This is a genomic window from Candidatus Baltobacteraceae bacterium (genome assembly GCA_036488875.1).
In the GTDB taxonomy this organism is placed as follows: Bacteria; Vulcanimicrobiota; Vulcanimicrobiia; order Vulcanimicrobiales; family Vulcanimicrobiaceae; genus JAFAHZ01.
This window is the reverse complement of the sequence record DASXGW010000007.1, coordinates 187,782-204,010: the sequence shown is the minus strand read 5'-3', so window position 1 is coordinate 204,010 and position 16,229 is coordinate 187,782. Positions and strand designations below refer to the sequence as shown.

Sequence of the window (16,229 nt, the reverse complement as noted above, 5' to 3'; positions counted from 1 at the left end):
AAGCGCGAGTCGGCTATTTCGAAATGACGACCGCGTTGGTAAACGTCTTTCGCGGCGCTTTGAACGTCGCGTGAAAAGTTCCGGTGACGCTCGCCGTCGATCCGTTGGTTTGCGCTGTATTCGTTTCGTCGATGACGACGATGCATTCGCTATCGCACAGCTGGTAGCCGGCAACCGATCCCATCATCGTCTTCGAGGTTTGGAAGTTCGAGACTTTACCGCTGACCGTTACGGTCTTGCCGTCGTAGGTTGACGGCGAAGCCACGATAGCCGAGGGCGCAACTGCATCCGCTGCCACGGCAGCAATGGACGATGTCAAGATAAAGGCGGCGAGTGTAAGAGCGGTTCGCACGAACGGGCACCTCCAATTAGCGTGACGAATGACCTTCGAGGTCGTGCTCAACAGTCCATTGCGCCATCCGCCGTTTCTGATCTATCTGGCCGCTCGCTTCTCTTCGGAATTCTCATATCAAGTGGCGTCCGTCGTGATTGGGTGGCAGATCTACTCGCTGACCGGCAGCGCGTTCGATTTGGGCATGGCCGGCCTGGTGCAGTTCGTTCCTACGGCCGTGCTGGTATTCGTGACCGGTTCGGCCGCCGATCGTTTTAGCCGGCGTCGCGTCATGCAGGCGTGCCAGATCGCCCAAGGCGTGGTTGCGGCGTTCCTGGCGTGGGGCAGCTTCGGACACTGGGTGACGGTGCCCGCGATTTTTGGAGCGATCGCCGTACTCGGCGTTGCCGATGCCTTCGAGAGCCCGGCCACTGCCGCACTACTTTCGGCGGTGACGGAGCGCAGCGCGCTTGCCCGCGGTGCCGCGATATCATCGGGCGGACTGCAGTTCGCGACCATTGCGGGTCCCGCGCTGGGCGGCTTGCTCTATGCGATTTCGCCGGGCGTGCCGTATGCGTTGATGTTCGTGTTCTGGGCAATTGCCTCGATGCTCAGCGCCTCGATCGCAGCAGGGGCGACCGCCGCCGCGGATTCCACGCAATCGCGCTCGTGGCGGGAGTTGCTCGCCGGCGTAGCGTTCGTACGGCGCGATCCCGCGATTCTGGGCACGATTTCGCTCGATCTCTTTGCCGTGCTTTTCGGCGGCGCGACGGCGTTGCTGCCGATTTATGCGCGCAACATCTTGCACGTCGGTTCGCTCGGGTTGGGCGTGTTGCGCGCGGCGCCCGCCGTCGGCGCGTTGGTGATGACGGCCATCCTCGCGCACCGGTCGATCTCGCGGCGCGCCGGAGCGCGGATGTTCGGTGCCGTGATCGTCTTCGGACTGGCGACGATCGTTTTTGCCGTGTCTCACTGGTTTTGGCTGTCGCTGGTCATGCTGGCGATTCTCGGAGCCGCCGACACGATTAGCGTCGTCATCCGCTCCGCGCTAGTTCAGCTGCGCACGCCCGATGCGATGCGAGGCCGCGTGGGCGCCGTGAACTTCTTGTTCATCAATGCGTCCAATCAACTCGGCGCCTTCGAGAGCGGAACCGTTGCTGCGTTCTTGGGAGCAATGCCTTCGGCGCTGCTGGGCGGCGTTGCTAGCGTCGGGATCGCGTTGCTGTGGATGAAGCTCTTCCCGTCGCTCCGCTCGCTGGAACGCCTTGAATAGCTCGGAGAGGGTGAGATTCGAACTCACGGAACCGTTGCCGGTTCGGTGGTTTTCAAGAACGTTATCAGCCGTGCGTTCGCGTGTCACATAATGCCTCGGCGCATCGCTTCGTTCGTAGCACTAACCACCTCGGTCTTGTTTCGTACCGTCTGCTGACTACAAGTCTCGCGGCGTTGGGTAGCAATTCGGGTTGCATCGCTCCCCATCCGTGGGAGGGTAAGTGACGCTGCGGGAATCGGCCAATCATGGAACATATTGCATGAGGATGGAAACGCGAACCTCGCTTGCGCGACGCGGCATACTGGCAATCGCTCTGGCCTGCGCACTGAGCTTCGGCATGTCTCAAACCACGGTGCGCGCCTATCTCGTGCCAGGCGGTGACTTTCCCGTCGACGGAAAGTATGCGGGGGTGCTTGTGTGCGCCGACTGTGCCGGAGTTTGGACCGAAGTTACCCTCGTCGATCCGTCTGCCGGCGGCCTTGGCAGCGGGACGTTCGTGATGACAGAGCGCTTCACGGGAGGCGTTCATCGCGGAGACTCAATAACGACGCACGGGGCTTGGTCGATCAAGTTCGAGAAGGAACCATTTAGCGGCAAGATGCAGCTTCGTCCGGAATCATCTCACGGAAAGCAGCTAGCCACGCGATACTTCTTCTGCGAGGGCGGTCGCGAGCTCGATATGCTCGACGCTCGCGGGCTTGCGGTATCTGCGACTCAGGGCACGCTGCAACGCATCGTTCCGCCGCCTCGCCCGGACTTCGGGCCGATTATGGAATCCGACTCACGTTCTACGATCTTCGGCATTGTCGGAGACACCTTCGCCGTGGACTTGCCGGCTTCCGAGAACTCGTGGGACTGGACTCTCGCAAAGCGTACGTCGAACGGCGTTGCCCTGGTTTATCGCGATGGAACGTCGTTGCCCCCAAGGACCGGCTTTTTTACCGAGTTTATCCTCAAGGCCGTAACATCGGGAAGGGTTCGCGTGGCCTTCCGAAGCTCCACTGACCCAGCGAAGACCATTTGGTTCTCTTTTGTGATCGCGCACTGAGGCAAGCTCACAAGCTCGTCGGAGAGGGTGAGATTCGAACTCACGGAACCGTTGCCGGTTCGGCGGTTTTCAAGACCGCTGCATTAAACCAGGCTCTGCCACCTCTCCAAGCCCCGCAAGTGCCTTATTTCATACGGGTTTTCCTCTGATGGCTAGCCGATTGACGGCCTCTCTAGCTACGCCTTCCATTGCATGAGCGTAGGTCGAAAGCATGGGCAGCGTCGAGCGTCATCGTGGTGGCGATACTCGTCGTGTGGCTATACGGGACGCTCACTACGATCCTAATTCCAACCCCAGACGGTTCCAACATCGTCTTTTCCACATCCGCGCGTCGTTCCGAAGATCTTCCCAGCGACGAGGATCGGCGTCGCAACGGGTTTACACCCGTCGACAGACCGCGCGCCCAGTTTCCCGGTGAACGTGTGCAGCACTTCGAACGACGATTTCCCCGGCGGTGGCGGACCGGCCCGACCGGTATATCGGTAGACGACCCCGCTGCCATCGGGTCCGCCGCCGAACATGACGCCGATCAGATCCGGGCCCGAATAGACGAGCGCGCCCGACGGGGAATGTCCCCCCAAGCTCTTTGGAATTCTGCCGTCGCGTGGAATCCCGATACGGCAACCGCTGTCGTGAATGATCCAGATGAACCCGTCCGGATCGTCAAACGACGATCCCACGGAAACTAAAAACGCGTCGCTGTTATTGACAAAAGCCTTGTCGGGCTGCAGCAGCTCATCGCCGTTTGCGCTGCTGCAGACGCCGCCGCTGCCATCGAGGCCGAACTTAAAAACCGATCCGTATCCCTCTGCGAAGCTGCCCGCCGGCCCTTTGAACTCGCCGCCTTCTTTGGATACGCCCCAAAGCATACCGTTGTGGTACAGCAGCGGCGCTTCCACGTCGGACGCATCGGGCATCGCACGAAACTGGTGCAACACCTCGGGTGAGCCCGCTTTTCCGTTCGGCAGCGCGAACTTGAAGAGGCCGCCTTTGCCGTTCTCGCCGCGGCGACGCGTCGTCCCGTACAGCGCGCCGTCATGATAGATGACGCCCGCTCCCGGACTCGCGCCGTCGGCGTTGCCCTGGAAACTGTAGACGATGGATTCTTTGTCGGTCTTGGGGTCATAGCTGAAAATCGTGCCGTGATTATTGGCCCCGCCGTTTTGCGTCGTTCCGTAGATCGTAACGTCGCCGGTCCCGGCCTTGACGGCGATGACATCGAAGTTTGGAGTGTTACCGTCGTTCGCCCGGGAATTGAAACGGTAGACCGTCTTGATTTCGCCGCCGGCGGCGCTAAAAATTGTGCCATCGGTCGAGCTGACTCCACCTTGCGCGATGCCGTACAGCTTCCCATTAATTTCGACGAGATTTCCCTCTGGGTATTGCGCTCCGTTAGCAGTCTTCGGAAACGTTGCCGCGATGGCGTAGTTCCCGGTGTCGTTTCCTCTCAGCGCTTGCGCCGCGGCCGGTTCGCCGTTTCGAGCGATAAGGCCATTCGACGTACACCCTCCTGCGAACAGGACGAGCGAAGCGACCCCTGCCGTAAGCGCGCCACGACCCAAAACAGTCCTAAACAGCGACATATAGGCTGCCCCCTCTTCACCACTAACGTTCAATGGCGGGTGAGAGTTTACTTGTGAAGAGAATCTCCTAACGGGGGAACGAGCCGTACGGCCGAATCGTTGTCTTCACAGCGGCTCCCTTCAGGGGAGACGCAGTGCGCGCTTTGTATGGGAGAACGCCCGTGAACTCTCGCACCTTTCGTCTACCGGTGGCCTTGCTTGCCGGCTCCCTGATCGCCGGTTGCGGCAGCGGCGCGTCCGGCAGCCTCCCCAATGCTCACAGCGCCGTGGGCGTGCGACCGGCATTCGGAAGCGCCGTCGCGTCGCGCAGCTTACGTCCCTGGGGTCAGCAAAAGATTGGTTCTGATTGGACCTTTCATCTACGCAGCGTGGCGATCGACGAAAAGACGAAGATCGTCTACGTCTTGGATCAAGACGTCAAGAAGATCGACCCCGTCACCGGAGCGGTGATCACGGTAGCGTCGGGGTTTCAAAACGCGCTTACAATTGCGGTCGATTCCAGTACGCACATCGTCTACGTCGTCGATGCAGGTGATGGGACGATCAAAGCCGTGCATCCAAATGGGACGATCTCCACGGCCGCAACGGGGTTCGATCGCCCGTTAGGCCTGACCGTCAATCCCAACAACCACATTCTCTACGTGAGCGATTACGGTACTCACAAAGTGTGGGAAGTACCCCCGGGGCAGCGTCCCCAGGTGGCAATCGCCAAAGGCCTTAACGCATATGGATTGTCGCTAAACCCGGACTCGGGTGAGGTCTACGCCAGCGACCCCGATCTCAACTCGGTCTTCATCATCAACCGAAACGATGCGGTTATCCCTATCGGCTCGGGATGGCGCGGCCCGCTCGGCGTGACGTTCGACGTCCACACGCATCATTTGTACGTTGCAACCATCGGCGACGGAGTTTGGGACCTCGCCCCCGGCGGAAGTAAAACGCTTGTCGGCAGCGACCTTAAGGGCACTCAATACGTTTCGGTCGATCCGGGAACGAACCGGCTATACGTTTCCGATGTTCTCGAAAAGGCCGTATACCGGATTACCAAAGCCGCCAGCGAGAAGATTCCGTTTAACTTCTACGTAGCCGAGAGCGGCATCTCGCTTCAGAGCATCGCATTCGATCCCGGCACGCGCGATCTCTTCGTCGCTGGGCTGACGGGCCCGGGGGGCGCCGTCATACGCGTCTTCCCAGACGGTAACGCTAACGCGTGGCTATACGGGCTCCCTGATACGTGCCTGTTAGCCGTGGACTCGAGCACGCACGATTTGTACTGCTTGACGCAGCTACGCGGCGTAATCCTAAAGGTGACCAACGGCCACACAACCACGGTGGGCGGGAATTTCGCCAATCCAAGTGCATTTGCTATCGACCCCGGCACCCACGATTTTTACGTTGGTTATAGCGACCGCGTCGACAAAGTTGCGCCGAACGGCACGAGTACGCCGTTCGAAAAAGGATTCTCTCCGGCTGGTATCGTCGTCGATCCGCGCACCCACAGCGTGTACGTTTCCGACCGATCCGTCGTGCGGAGATACGCGCCCGATGGATCGGTCGCCGAGCACATCGACAACTTGGGGTATCCCGGACTGCTTGCGTTCGATCGCGTAACGAATACGCTATACGTTCAAACGCTCGGTAACGTTAAAACCCTCTCCGCCGACCGAAAGGTCGAGACGATTGGAACGAACTTCGGTATTATCGTCGGTCTTGCGGTGGACCAGCTCGACGGTACCGCATATGAGGCCGATTTAGGAGCCGTCATCTGGAAGTTCACGCCATGACCCGTATTCCTTAGGCTAACAGCGCGGAGGGTCCGTCCAAATATTCATGCTGGCCGGATGGCAAGCAGCACCGTAAGCGTCGCTGCGATTCGCTGCTGAGAAATCAAGTGAGAAACTAGATTCTTCTCACGGATTTTCTCACACAATAAGCATCGCTTAGGATCGATAAGGGCCTATAAGTCGACTAGTCAAGAAGAAATGACACTTGCGAGAACTTATCGAGGCTAGCTGCAAGAATTTCAAGACCGCTGCATTCAACCGCTCTGCCACCTCTCCAAGTCCCGCAAGTGCCTTATCGGTCGCGGTTTTTCCTCTGTCACGGATGCGCTTTCGTAACCTGGACCTGGGTTATGTTTCAAGGCCGAATTTGACCCGGTAGGAAGGCCGGGCAAGAAAATAGCAGTGACTCTCTTATTTGCCGCCTCAACAGGAATCCGCATGAAGCGCAACATCGTCTTAACCACCATGTCTCTGCTCTCGATCCTGCTGCTGTCTCTTCACTTGACAGATGACATCGTCTATGGATCGGATAAGTCAGCCGCGTTAAACGTAATCGCGGCGGCTATACTCGCCGTGTGGCTATACGGAACGCTGGTGCTCGCCGAGCGGCGATCAGGATATACGATCATGCTTCTCGGTTCGGTCGCTGGCATGATCGTTTTCACCGTTCACGTGAGCCAGGCCGGAGGACTGTCGGCTGGGACGCTCGCTCAGTCCAATGGAGCGTTCTTCTTCGTTTGGACGCTCCTCGCGCTCGCCGTGGGTTCCGCACTCTCCGCCGTCCTCTCCTTCCACGGGTTATGGGATCTGCGACATTCGAAGGCGCCCGCTGCTGCGATCAGCTCTTGATCGTGAGCAGTCTTGTGAGGACGCTAGTTCTTCTCACGGATTTTCTCACAGAGCACGTACTGCTTAGGATCGAGAAGGTTTATACGTAGAATCAGCTCGCTTTGCCATTTTGGAGGGCCTATGTCTTTGGAGTTCGTTAATACCGTTGCCACACTCGGCACGTTCTTAGTCATCGCTGCGACCGCTATCGCAGCAATCGTTCAGTTGCGCCATATGCGCGGCAGTAATCAGATCACCGCCTTTAGCCAATTGCAGGAGATTATGGAAAGCCCCGAGCTACAAGCCGCGCGTCATTTCGTGCGTACCGACTTGAAGGACGTGCTTAAGGATCCCGTCTTTCGATATCAGATAACCCATCGGCGGAACATGACCGCGCAAAACCAGGCCGCCTGGAGTCAGATCACACACCTCGGCAATTCGTATGAGGCGATGGGAGTTCTCGTCAAGCACGGGCTAGTTGATAGAAAGCTGGTACTCGATATCTTCTTTGGACAGATCAATTCAACGTGGGACACGCTCGCGCCGGTAACGGCCATAGTTCGACGAGACGAAGGCATGGGTCTGTGGGAGCACTTCGAGTATCTGACGGTCCTCTCGAGGGCGTGGCTCGCCGCGCATCAAAGCGGAACATACCCTGCCGGAATGCCTCGCATCGACCTTCAGGACGAGTGGCTCGAAGTCGATCGGCAGTATGCGGCCTCGCTTGCACCCGCGTAGGAGCATTTATGACTTTGGAACTCGTTAACACGGTCGCGACGCTAGGCACACTCGTGGTCATTGCTGCGACCGCAATCGCCGCCTTAATTCAACTGCGGCACATGCGTGGAAGCAATCAGATCGTCGCGTTGACCGAATGTCGCGAAACGCTGGAATCGCCGGCGTTCAGGGAGGCGCAGCGCTTTGTCAGCTACGAGCTCCCCACGCGCATCGAGGATCCGAAGGAGGTGCTGCGGATCGCGCAGCCTCAGTCGCAGTTTCAGGACGAGTATCAGGCGATCGACACGGTGGGGAATTTCTTCGAAAGCCTGGGGGTCTTCGTCAAGAACGGGATCATCGACAAAACCCTTGCATGCGATACATGGTCGCACGTCGTTTTGCGGAACTGGAACGCACTGCTACCGATTATTACGTTCGTGCGAAAAGACCTGGATGCGCCTGGGATTTGGGAGAACTTCGAATACTTGGCCGTGCTCGCTCAACGTTTCTCGCACGATCACCCAACGGGAACATACCCGAAGGGCTTTCCGCGCATGCCCGAAGAACGCTCGTTCATCGAGGCGGTTGAAAAAGCCAAAGCGTCAGAGAGACCGGTCGCATCGTCGACCGACGGCACATAGCCGCTACCTTCAGAAGCTACGTGAGAAACCCGACCCTTCGCGGGAGTGGCGCGCCCTAAAGTCGCGGAAGCACGCCTCTCGCCGGTTGAGAGGCCATGGCTGGAGAAGGTCAATTTCGCGTCGAACCACGTGCCTACATGACGAATCCAGGCTTAGAAGTGAACTGCCGGCGATACAAAGCGCTCGGCGTCGCGTGTGGGTTGGCCATATCGTTGTTCGCCGTTTTTCTCGACGCTGAGGCCGCTCGCGCCCAGACCGCGGCCGATATGGCTGCCGCCGTCGATAAGACGTGCGCTGTCATGTCCGGTCAACAAAAACCCGACGGTCAAGCCCTGCAACTTTTGCTGCTGCTCGACGAGGATCTGGCCGACGCGAATCCCGTCGCGGTCACCCTGTACCGCGGGGTCCTTCACCAATGCCCGAAGGCGTATCTTGCCTACGAGCAGCGCAAACGTGCCAGCAATCCTTTTGCGAATTCGGGACTCGTGAACGGCGGAAGTACCTCGCTAACGGCAACACCAAGGCCGAGCACGTTTCCTATGCGATGCCGCGGCGACGGGAATATGGCGTCAGCCCAGGGCCCGACGCTAACCGTTCGCTTCGCGAAGGCCGCGAAGCCGGCCGCGCAAGGACTGCAACCGGGCCAGTGCTCGTGGCTCGATCGTGGAGTACGCGCCAGTGAGCCTTCGCGCATAGAGGTGCCGCTGGCGAGCGCCGCACAAGCGAAGAACGGAGTCACAGCGATCAATGCGGGTGGCATGTGGACGTTCTGGGTTTACAAGGCAAATACGGTTCTGCGCGCCACGGCAGTTGCGAAAGGCACCCCGGCCAGACCGTAGCTTCTGCCTGCTACTCTTTTGAAGATCCCCTGTAGTTGGGCTTCATCGGCCCCTAAGCGTTTCCAAATGGTTGCTTGGCGGGGCTCGGAGGTCGTCGATAGTTTCCGCGAACGCGAGAATCGAGAACTCAGAAAAAAGACGCTTGCGAGAACGTATCGAGGCTAGCTGCGGGGCTAGGCAGCCGGGAACCGACCGTTCTGCACGATGTTTCCCTGGGATTCCGGCATGAAGACTTCCCAATAATGGTCGTCGCGGTTGGCTTTGGAGCCTTTTTCCAGAACTGCGTGATGATGGCCGGCAACCTCCATCAATTCCACCGGCCCGCAGTCTTCGCGGTCATACGTACACCAGATTAGGATGCGCCTTGAAGGCAAACTCTCGTGCAAAACTCGTTCGTATTCAATAAAACGGTGCCAATGTTCGGGCGGTACGAAACTGATATTACTTGTGGCCCGCAAGCCCTCGAAGCCGTCGAGCGCGGCGCGCTCCTCCTCAGCGATCCAACGCTGGACCATGCGCCCCGCGTCGAGTACCGATGGTTCACCGAACCAGTCCAGGGCGTCCAAAATTCGTAGTTGCCCGGATTCGGCCGCCTTTACGAGGTCAGGATACTTCGTGACCTCTCGATGTATGTCGCTGGCCGGCAACGGCAACGATCCTACCCACAGGCAGAGCTCGTTGTTACGCACCCCCGCCTGAAAGTAGGCGGTCAGCCCATCGAGCAGCACGCGACCAGACGGATAGAAGTGACACATATGGAAGCCATACGGGATTTCGGCGATCCCTGGTATTCCGCAATCGGTAAGATGGGATTTCATCACGGCTTCCCACCCTCGACCGCAGGCATATCGTATGCTTTCGCTCTTTCCAGCACATCTTGGAAATGAGCGGGCACGGCTTCCTTGACCCAGAGCAGCGCCTGCTGCGAAGACGGCATTCCCGCGGCGTTACGCTTCCACGAGGCCATCGAACGCAGCAGCTCACCTTCGATCGGCCCGACGACCTCGGTAATGGCTTTATTCACGGCTTGCCGGTGACTGACGTAATCCTGTGCCGGGATGACGTGCCCATGTGTGGCGCACACGTTTGCAAAGGCCTGCTCGTAAATAGCGGGACTATATCGGTCCATGAAAAACGAGCAAAAAATGGGGATCGTTGCCTCGTGCGCTACATCGTCGAAAAACTGCTCCAGCCGATTGGATCCTTCGCCGTTGCCCTCAACGTAAAGAACGTTGACCATCTCTCCCCACCAGCGCACGCCCGAATACGTCCCGCCACGGCGTGCCCTTTGAATGGTTTCGTGGGCCAGCGGTTTGAAAATATTTCCATCCGGCATGCTGCCGCGCATGAATAACGGCAACGTATCATTCGCGTTCAAAAACGTGAGTTGTCCGCGATCAAAGAGATCGGGAACGTCGAAACCTTTATTCCTAAGCCGCGCCGAAATACTCTGCCAGTTCGGTTCCGTGGCGACGAGGATGACGGATTCGCCGCGCACTAGTCCCTCTGCGGCAAAGTGACTGATCGCTTCGCCATAGAAATCGGAATCCTGATAGAGCTGGACGATGTGCCCGTCCAACCCCGGCTCGGCTAAGAGACGCTTCCAATCGTTATTGCTCAAGCCAAATCTGTTCCGCATGGGCCCCTGCCACCCTTTAGGTGAGAGCCTCCGGTTGGTTGCTTGCAATCATTTGAAGTTGCACGGCGTTTTTGCCGTCAAGGAGCGGCCCATAGCTCGTAAGAATGTCGCCTAACGCTGCCTGCCGCTAACTGACGGGAGCCAACATCGAGGAGGCCTGTATGCGCCACCGATTGCTCGTTCTTGTTGCCGCCGCGACGACGATTGCCTTGACGTTAGCTTCTTGCGGACGCGCGACGCTGCCATTCGGGTCGGGGACCTCACCCGACGAAACGGCAAGGAGCTCCGGCTACAAAACCTTCAGCTTTCTCGGGCAGCCGGCAGGCGCAAATCCGTACGCGGGTCTCGTCTACATAAAGGGCGTGTTCTACGGCACGACTCAGCAAGGCGGAAAGTACGACGACGGAACGGTCTTCAAGTTTGCCGCCAACAAGTCAACGGTGCTCTACAGTTTCAAGGGCTCCCCGCGCGACGGCAGCCATCCCTTGGGAAAGCTCGTCGTCGTCAAGGGCGCGCTATATGGCACGACAGAGAACGGCGGACCGACTGGAACCGGGACGATTTTCAAAATCGTCGGTAAGAAAGAGACGGTACTCTACGGTTTCAAATCGGGAAGCGACGGCGGAAGCCCGACGGCTGGAATGATCTACGAGCACGGTACGTTTTACGGCACGACGAATATGGGCGGAACGTACAGCATGGGAACCGCGTTTTCGTTCCGCGGTTCGACCGAAACCGTGCTGCACAGCTTCGGCGCGTCCCCCGACGGACAGTTCCCGTACGGACCTTTAGTCGACGTCGACGGCAGCTTCTTCGGCACGACGACAACCGGCGGCACGCATGGCATGGGAACGATCTTTAAACTCAGCGGCACGACCGAGACGGCGTTGTATAACTTTGGAGACGTATCCAATGACGGGGGCGCCCCACATTCCGGTTTAACCGACGTGGGGGGCGCGCTGTATGGCACAACTCAACAAGGTGGTCCCACTAACAACGGGACCGTCTTTAAGTTTGCCGGCACCGCTGAAACGACGGTATACGCCTTTCGTGGTTTGAACGGCGACGACGGAAACGCTCCGTATGCCGGTGTGATTAGCGTAAAAGGCGCACTGTATGGAGTCACCTCCGAGGGCGGCAAGACGAACAACGGAGTCCTATTTAAGATCGTTGGAACACGTGAGAAAGTCGTGCACAATTTCGCAAGCACGAACAGCAACGACGCCAAAGGTCCGATGGGCGACCTCATTGACGTCACTGGAACGCTCTACGGCACGGCGTTCATAGGCGGATCGGCAGGCGATGGCGCAGTCTTCACGCAGAAGCTCAAATAACACCGTGCCTTACGTTTTTGGATTTCATTTGGCCGGCACGGTGAACGAGCACATCGTGTAACATCCCGCGTACACCGTCCCGTTGAGGACCACCGGCGTCATTCGCGCTCCGCCGTTGCCGATCGAACCGCTCGTCCAGATCAGGTGCCCGCTCTTTTGACTCAACGCCGTAATGGCGACGTTGCCGTTGTTTCCGCCGCCGCCGTCGGCGTAGACGATACCGTTGGCGACGGACAAGACGCCGCCTACGTAGAGATTCGCATTAGCCGTATAGCTCCAGAGTGACTTTCCAGTGGCCGTCGATAAAGCGTAGACTCCCGGTCCGTCATCTTCGACAAAAAGCCGTTGGTCTGCGGTAGCCATCGCTGAGTAATTCCCGCCCGGCAGCGTCACCGTCCAAGCTTGCGCACCAGTGTTGGTATCGAGCGCGACCACGTTGAGATTGCTGGTAGGCTCCGTCAAGTACACGTGACTGCCGTCTGCAATGAGATCCTCAATGTAGGTCGTTGGAGACTGATCGCACCATACGGCGGCCCCCGTCGCGGCAGATAGCGCACAGATCTCGGTGGCACCCTGCGAACCTTGACAGCCCAGCACGGCGAACACTAGGCCATTTGCCGCGGGCAAAGGATTATTGCTCCCATCGCCGGCGTCCGGGCAGTGATAAACGCCGGGCACATCCCACACGATAGCACCGGTTCTTGGATCGAGCGCCTCAGTGTCGGGCTGCTCGTTGACACCTTGCGTGCTCTGAAAATACACGAGATTACCATAGAGCGTCGGCGACGTGCCGCCGTTGACAAGACCGCCGCACGGATTTCCCTGGTACTGCGTGCAGTACGTTCGCCACAGCACTTTGCCGGTTTTCGCATTGACGCCGCAAAGGCCGGTCAAGAACATGCTCGTCGAACCGTTGCTGCAGGGCGAGACGACGACCTTGCCCGCAACCACCGCCACCGCGTGAGTAAAACTTCCCCAACTGCCGTTGAGCTGAAGGTTCGTATACCACTTCCGCGCGCCGGTGGTCGCATTGAGCGCGTACAGCCCTTGCTTGGCTTGACCCATGTCGTCAATGTAGGCGACGTTGTGATCGACGACGATGCCCCCGGGCTGAATGATCTTTTTGTCGTTCCAAGCGATTTTTAGCTTCTTGAGGGTCTTGGCGTTGACGATCTTCTCGAGCGGATTGTAGCCGCTGTGTCCCGCATCGAAGCCGAACTGAAGCCATTGCTCCGTTTTCTTGCCGGCTTCCCAGCTTGCGGCCGTTTGCACGATCGCCCGATGAGCGAGCGACGAAACCGGCGCAACGGGCGCGACGGACGACGCGCAGCCGCCCAGGAGTGAGGCTGGGAATGTGAAGAGCACAATTCCCGAAGCAATCGATCGTATATGTTGCATCACCAGGCCATCGTAGGGGAGCGGGGCGCGCCGCGGTATGGGTGGGCAACCCTACCTTCGAACGTACGACCGAAGGGCTCGACGTGAGGACACGCCGAGCTTTTGATACGCCGCTCCGAGATGCTTTTCCACGGTCTTGTGACTAATCGAAAGGCGGAGGGCGATCTCCAAATTCGATTGACCCCCCGCCGCCAGGACGACGATCTCACGTTCCCGCATCGATAGGACCGAAATCTCCGCATGAGTGCCCGAGTCGAGTGAATCGGCGCCCTCTGAGGCGCCGCCTTCGAGGCGTGCAACGTGGTACGTTGCGCCGCAACGGCGGTACAACGCTAGCGCCGCGCCGACGTCTCCCGCCATTTCGTGAGCCGCGGCCTCGAGAAGCGGGGTGCGAACGCGGCGGAACCCGTCAGCCGCCTCTCTCGCCAACCGCTTCGCCTGCTCCGGCTGTCCCTCGGATTGGCACATCGCATCGAAGAGCGCGAGAGCTGGGCCTTCGATCGTGTTCTCGGCGTTGCCGGCGCGTACCAAATATTCACGTGCCCGCGCGCGATCGTCCGGCGCTCCATAGCGCCCGATAGCGAGCAACGTTGGAACTTCGCCGCGCACGAGCTCACACTCAGGCAGCACGCGGTGCAAGAGTTCCTCAGCATCTTTGTAGCGCCCGCGACGCACCAGCACCTCGGAAAACCCGAAGCCGCTCTCGATTTCCGGCGCCGACAAGATTGAGGCTTCGAATCGATCGAACCACTTCTCGATCAAGGTTTCGTCGCCGAGATAGGCTCCCAGCGCGGCTCCCGCACCCGAGGCGAAGATGATATTGACGCGATTGTCCGTCGTCGCCGGAATCTTGTCGATAGCCTGGCGAGCACTTCGCAGATCTCCGCTCAATACGTAACATAGCGCTGCAGTCGCGTACGCACATTCTTCGGCATGGCGGTTACGCGTTTCGCGCGCAACTCGTAATGCTTGGTCGATGTTTTCACGCGCCTCCTCGTGCAGTCCGAAGGCAGCAAAAAACTTGGCACCATTGTAATAGACGCCGGCCATTGCGCCGGCGCCGTGCGCTCGGGCTGCATCGAGCCACGCCGCGTGTTCGCGTCGAAAACGATCGGCATCACCTAGGGCCGCGGCAACACACGCCGCGACGTTATGATATCGCACCGCGACGTCCGTTGCCTCGCTCGTGGCTCGCGGATCGACCTGTTCTAGGTGGGCTCCTGCGCGGGACGGACAGCGCAGTGCGGCAGCGATCCACGCAATGCCAACGTGCAGCCGGCCGCGCGCGAGGTATTCGGTCTCGTCGAGCCGCGCCAGCATCCGCTCCAAAGGGGCCGTGGTATCGGATAACTGGATCGTGTAGGCCGTCATGGCCGCACGAACGCGGCAAACCGCCTCGCGTTCGAATGCTGAGGCTGCTGCGAAGACGTCGGCGGCGGCGCTATAGGCCGCCTGCCCTTCTTCGGCCATACTCAACACCAAGCGCAGATTCGCAATCTTTTCCAGAATAGAGCCGCGCGCTAACGGATCGATGTTTTCCGGCGTGAGCGCACGTTCGTAGAACGCAATCGCGTCTTCGTGCGCGTGCACTTTCCGAGCGCTGTCGCCTGCCAGCTCGTTATACCGAAGGCAAAGCTCGCCATTGCCGGCCGCCCACCAGTGATAGGCCAGGGCTTCGGTCGACCGTGCGTCGCTTGGCGCATTCTCTAGCGCCGATGCGATTCGGCGGTGAAGCGGGCGTAGTTCCGTGCGAAGAAAATTGCCGTAAATAGCATCGCGCGTGAGCCCGTGGCGAAATCTAAAGAGATTGGGGCCCAGCTCATCGATGAGCTGAAAATCGCGAGCGCGCCTTAAGGTTGGAACTAGGCGCTCGGGCTCAGTGCCGACGACCGTCGCCAGGAGATCGAGCGCAAAGGTTCGTCCAATGAGCGCTGCATGCGTAACGATGTGGCGATCGTCAGCCTCAAGCGGCCGCAACCTCTCGAGCAGAGTGGTTCGCAAACTCTGAGGTACGCGCCCGTTGCCGTTGCCGTCGCCGTCGTCGCCTTCGGCGGCTTCCTGTAGCGCATTTTTGAGTAACTCCTCGGTAAAAAACGGGTTTCCCTCGCCGGCGAGTGCAATCGCACGCCTTTTCTCATCGCCGAGACTGAAGCCGGCTAACGCCTCATTGATAAACGCCTGCAGCTCGATCCCGTGGAGTGGGGACAGGTCGATGCGACCGGCTTGCGCGGCACGTCCAACCCTTTCGATAGCAGCGGCCGCGGGATGCCCGGCGTAGAGAGCGTCGGGTCGAAAGGAAGCGAGAACCAAGATTCGCATCCGATGGATTTTCGAACCGAGGTACGCGAGCAAATCGAGCGTCGCTGCGTCAGCCCAATGCAAGTCTTCGATGACGAGAAGCAACGCTTGGCGCGAGGCCGTTGCGCCTAACCGTCCCACGATTCCCTCGAAGTATTGCTGTTTCGATTCGGCGGCAAGCCGTGTCGCGCTGGAGTCGAAGCTAGATAGCGCGTCTAAAAGTGCACCATAGGGGCGGCCTCCAAACTCCCTGCATGAACCGAAAGCGGTTCGCCAACGAGAATAGGCCAAAGAGCGGCAAAACTCTGAGATGAGCCGTGACTTGCCCAGGCCGGCGTCTCCGGCAACAAAGATCAAGCCGCCGCGAGAAGCGCCCGCTTCGAGGCGCGCCTCTTGAAGATATGCGAGCTCCGCCTGCCGACCAATGAACCGGCGACAGACAACGGGTCGAACGATCACCCGGCGGTCTTCTATTCATCGCCTTGCAGACCCGCAAGCTTGCTCGTCAAGCGTCGA

14 protein-coding genes and 1 tRNA gene are annotated in these 16,229 nt (G+C 59.2%); 7 read left to right on the top strand and 8 right to left on the bottom strand.

Annotated features, from left to right (window positions below):
* Positions 1–13 precede the first annotated feature (13 nt).
* A complete protein-coding gene (locus VGG89_10125) occupies positions 14–352 on the bottom strand; it encodes a hypothetical protein (protein ID HEY1976892.1) in 339 nt (112 codons plus the stop codon).
* Between the two features lie 28 nt (positions 353–380).
* Between VGG89_10125 and VGG89_10120 the strand changes: the two genes are divergently transcribed.
* Both VGG89_10120 and VGG89_10115 read left to right on the top strand, forming a co-directional pair.
* Positions 381–1,604 carry an MFS transporter gene (locus tag VGG89_10120; GenBank protein ID HEY1976891.1) on the top strand — a complete coding sequence of 408 codons (1,224 nt, stop codon included), beginning with the start codon at positions 381–383 and terminating at the stop codon, positions 1,602–1,604.
* A gap of 259 nt (positions 1,605–1,863) precedes the next feature.
* Positions 1,864–2,652 carry a copper resistance protein NlpE N-terminal domain-containing protein gene (locus VGG89_10115; GenBank protein HEY1976890.1) on the top strand — a complete coding sequence of 263 codons (789 nt, stop codon included), beginning with the start codon at positions 1,864–1,866 and terminating at the stop codon, positions 2,650–2,652.
* Between the two features lie 19 nt (positions 2,653–2,671).
* On the opposite strand, the gene VGG89_10110 is transcribed toward VGG89_10115, so the two are convergent.
* Both VGG89_10110 and VGG89_10105 read right to left on the bottom strand, forming a co-directional pair.
* Positions 2,672–2,760: transfer RNA gene (locus VGG89_10110), tRNA-Ser, on the bottom strand.
* A 173-nt stretch (positions 2,761–2,933) separates the two neighbouring features.
* Positions 2,934–4,214: a choice-of-anchor tandem repeat GloVer-containing protein gene (locus VGG89_10105; GenBank protein HEY1976889.1), complete on the bottom strand. Its 1,281-nt coding sequence runs from the start codon at positions 4,212–4,214 to the stop codon at positions 2,934–2,936.
* Positions 4,215–4,396: 182 nt separating this feature from the next.
* On the opposite strand from VGG89_10105, the gene VGG89_10100 reads away from it, so the two are divergent.
* From VGG89_10100 to VGG89_10085, 4 genes are all read left to right on the top strand, one after another.
* On the top strand, positions 4,397–6,019 hold the full coding sequence (locus VGG89_10100; GenBank protein HEY1976888.1) for a hypothetical protein: 1,623 nt from the start codon (positions 4,397–4,399) through the stop codon (positions 6,017–6,019).
* Between the two features lie 438 nt (positions 6,020–6,457).
* The gene (locus VGG89_10095) at positions 6,458–6,868 is read left to right on the top strand and encodes a hypothetical protein (GenBank protein ID HEY1976887.1); all 411 of its coding nucleotides are present in this window, start codon (positions 6,458–6,460) and stop codon (positions 6,866–6,868) included.
* Positions 6,869–6,994: 126 nt separating this feature from the next.
* Positions 6,995–7,585, top strand: coding sequence for a DUF4760 domain-containing protein (locus VGG89_10090; protein HEY1976886.1), 591 nt, complete (start codon positions 6,995–6,997; stop codon positions 7,583–7,585).
* Positions 7,586–7,599: 14 nt separating this feature from the next.
* Entirely contained in the window at positions 7,600–8,205 is a 606-nt protein-coding gene (locus tag VGG89_10085; protein ID HEY1976885.1) for a DUF4760 domain-containing protein, read from the top strand.
* Between the two features lie 152 nt (positions 8,206–8,357).
* On the opposite strand, the gene VGG89_10080 is transcribed toward VGG89_10085, so the two are convergent.
* From VGG89_10080 to VGG89_10070, 3 genes are all read right to left on the bottom strand, one after another.
* Positions 8,358–8,621: a hypothetical protein gene (locus VGG89_10080; GenBank protein HEY1976884.1), complete on the bottom strand. Its 264-nt coding sequence runs from the start codon at positions 8,619–8,621 to the stop codon at positions 8,358–8,360.
* A 596-nt stretch (positions 8,622–9,217) separates the two neighbouring features.
* Positions 9,218–9,862, bottom strand: coding sequence for an MEDS domain-containing protein (locus VGG89_10075; protein HEY1976883.1), 645 nt, complete (start codon positions 9,860–9,862; stop codon positions 9,218–9,220).
* Complete coding sequence (locus VGG89_10070; protein HEY1976882.1) at positions 9,862–10,665, bottom strand: MEDS domain-containing protein; 804 nt, start codon at positions 10,663–10,665, stop codon at positions 9,862–9,864. Before VGG89_10070 ends, VGG89_10075 begins: the two co-directional genes overlap by 1 nt.
* Before the next feature lie 179 nt (positions 10,666–10,844).
* Between VGG89_10070 and VGG89_10065 the strand changes: the two genes are divergently transcribed.
* On the top strand, positions 10,845–12,017 hold the full coding sequence (locus VGG89_10065; GenBank protein ID HEY1976881.1) for a choice-of-anchor tandem repeat GloVer-containing protein: 1,173 nt from the start codon (positions 10,845–10,847) through the stop codon (positions 12,015–12,017).
* A gap of 24 nt (positions 12,018–12,041) precedes the next feature.
* Here the strand turns inward: VGG89_10065 and VGG89_10060 are convergent, their stop codons facing one another.
* Together VGG89_10060 and VGG89_10055 are read right to left on the bottom strand one after the other, a co-directional pair.
* Positions 12,042–13,415 (bottom strand): PQQ-binding-like beta-propeller repeat protein, encoded by a 1,374-nt coding sequence (locus VGG89_10060; GenBank protein ID HEY1976880.1) that lies wholly within the window; start codon positions 13,413–13,415, stop codon positions 12,042–12,044.
* A gap of 51 nt (positions 13,416–13,466) precedes the next feature.
* A complete protein-coding gene (locus VGG89_10055) occupies positions 13,467–16,172 on the bottom strand; it encodes an AAA family ATPase (protein ID HEY1976879.1) in 2,706 nt (901 codons plus the stop codon).
* Positions 16,173–16,229 lie beyond the last annotated feature (57 nt).

Excerpts from the sequence above, each read along its gene's own strand:
- VGG89_10065 (HEY1976881.1), top strand. The coding sequence starts at position 10,845 with ATGCGCCACCGATTGCTCGTTCTTGTTGCCGCCGCGACGACGATTGCC.
- VGG89_10115 (HEY1976890.1), top strand. The coding sequence starts at position 1,864 with ATGAGGATGGAAACGCGAACCTCGCTTGCGCGACGCGGCATACTGGCA.
- VGG89_10095 (HEY1976887.1), top strand. The coding sequence starts at position 6,458 with ATGAAGCGCAACATCGTCTTAACCACCATGTCTCTGCTCTCGATCCTG.
- VGG89_10120 (HEY1976891.1), top strand. The coding sequence starts at position 381 with ATGACCTTCGAGGTCGTGCTCAACAGTCCATTGCGCCATCCGCCGTTT.
- VGG89_10075 (HEY1976883.1), bottom strand. The coding sequence starts at position 9,862 with ATGAAATCCCATCTTACCGATTGCGGAATACCAGGGATCGCCGAAATC.
- VGG89_10060 (HEY1976880.1), bottom strand. The coding sequence starts at position 13,415 with ATGCAACATATACGATCGATTGCTTCGGGAATTGTGCTCTTCACATTC.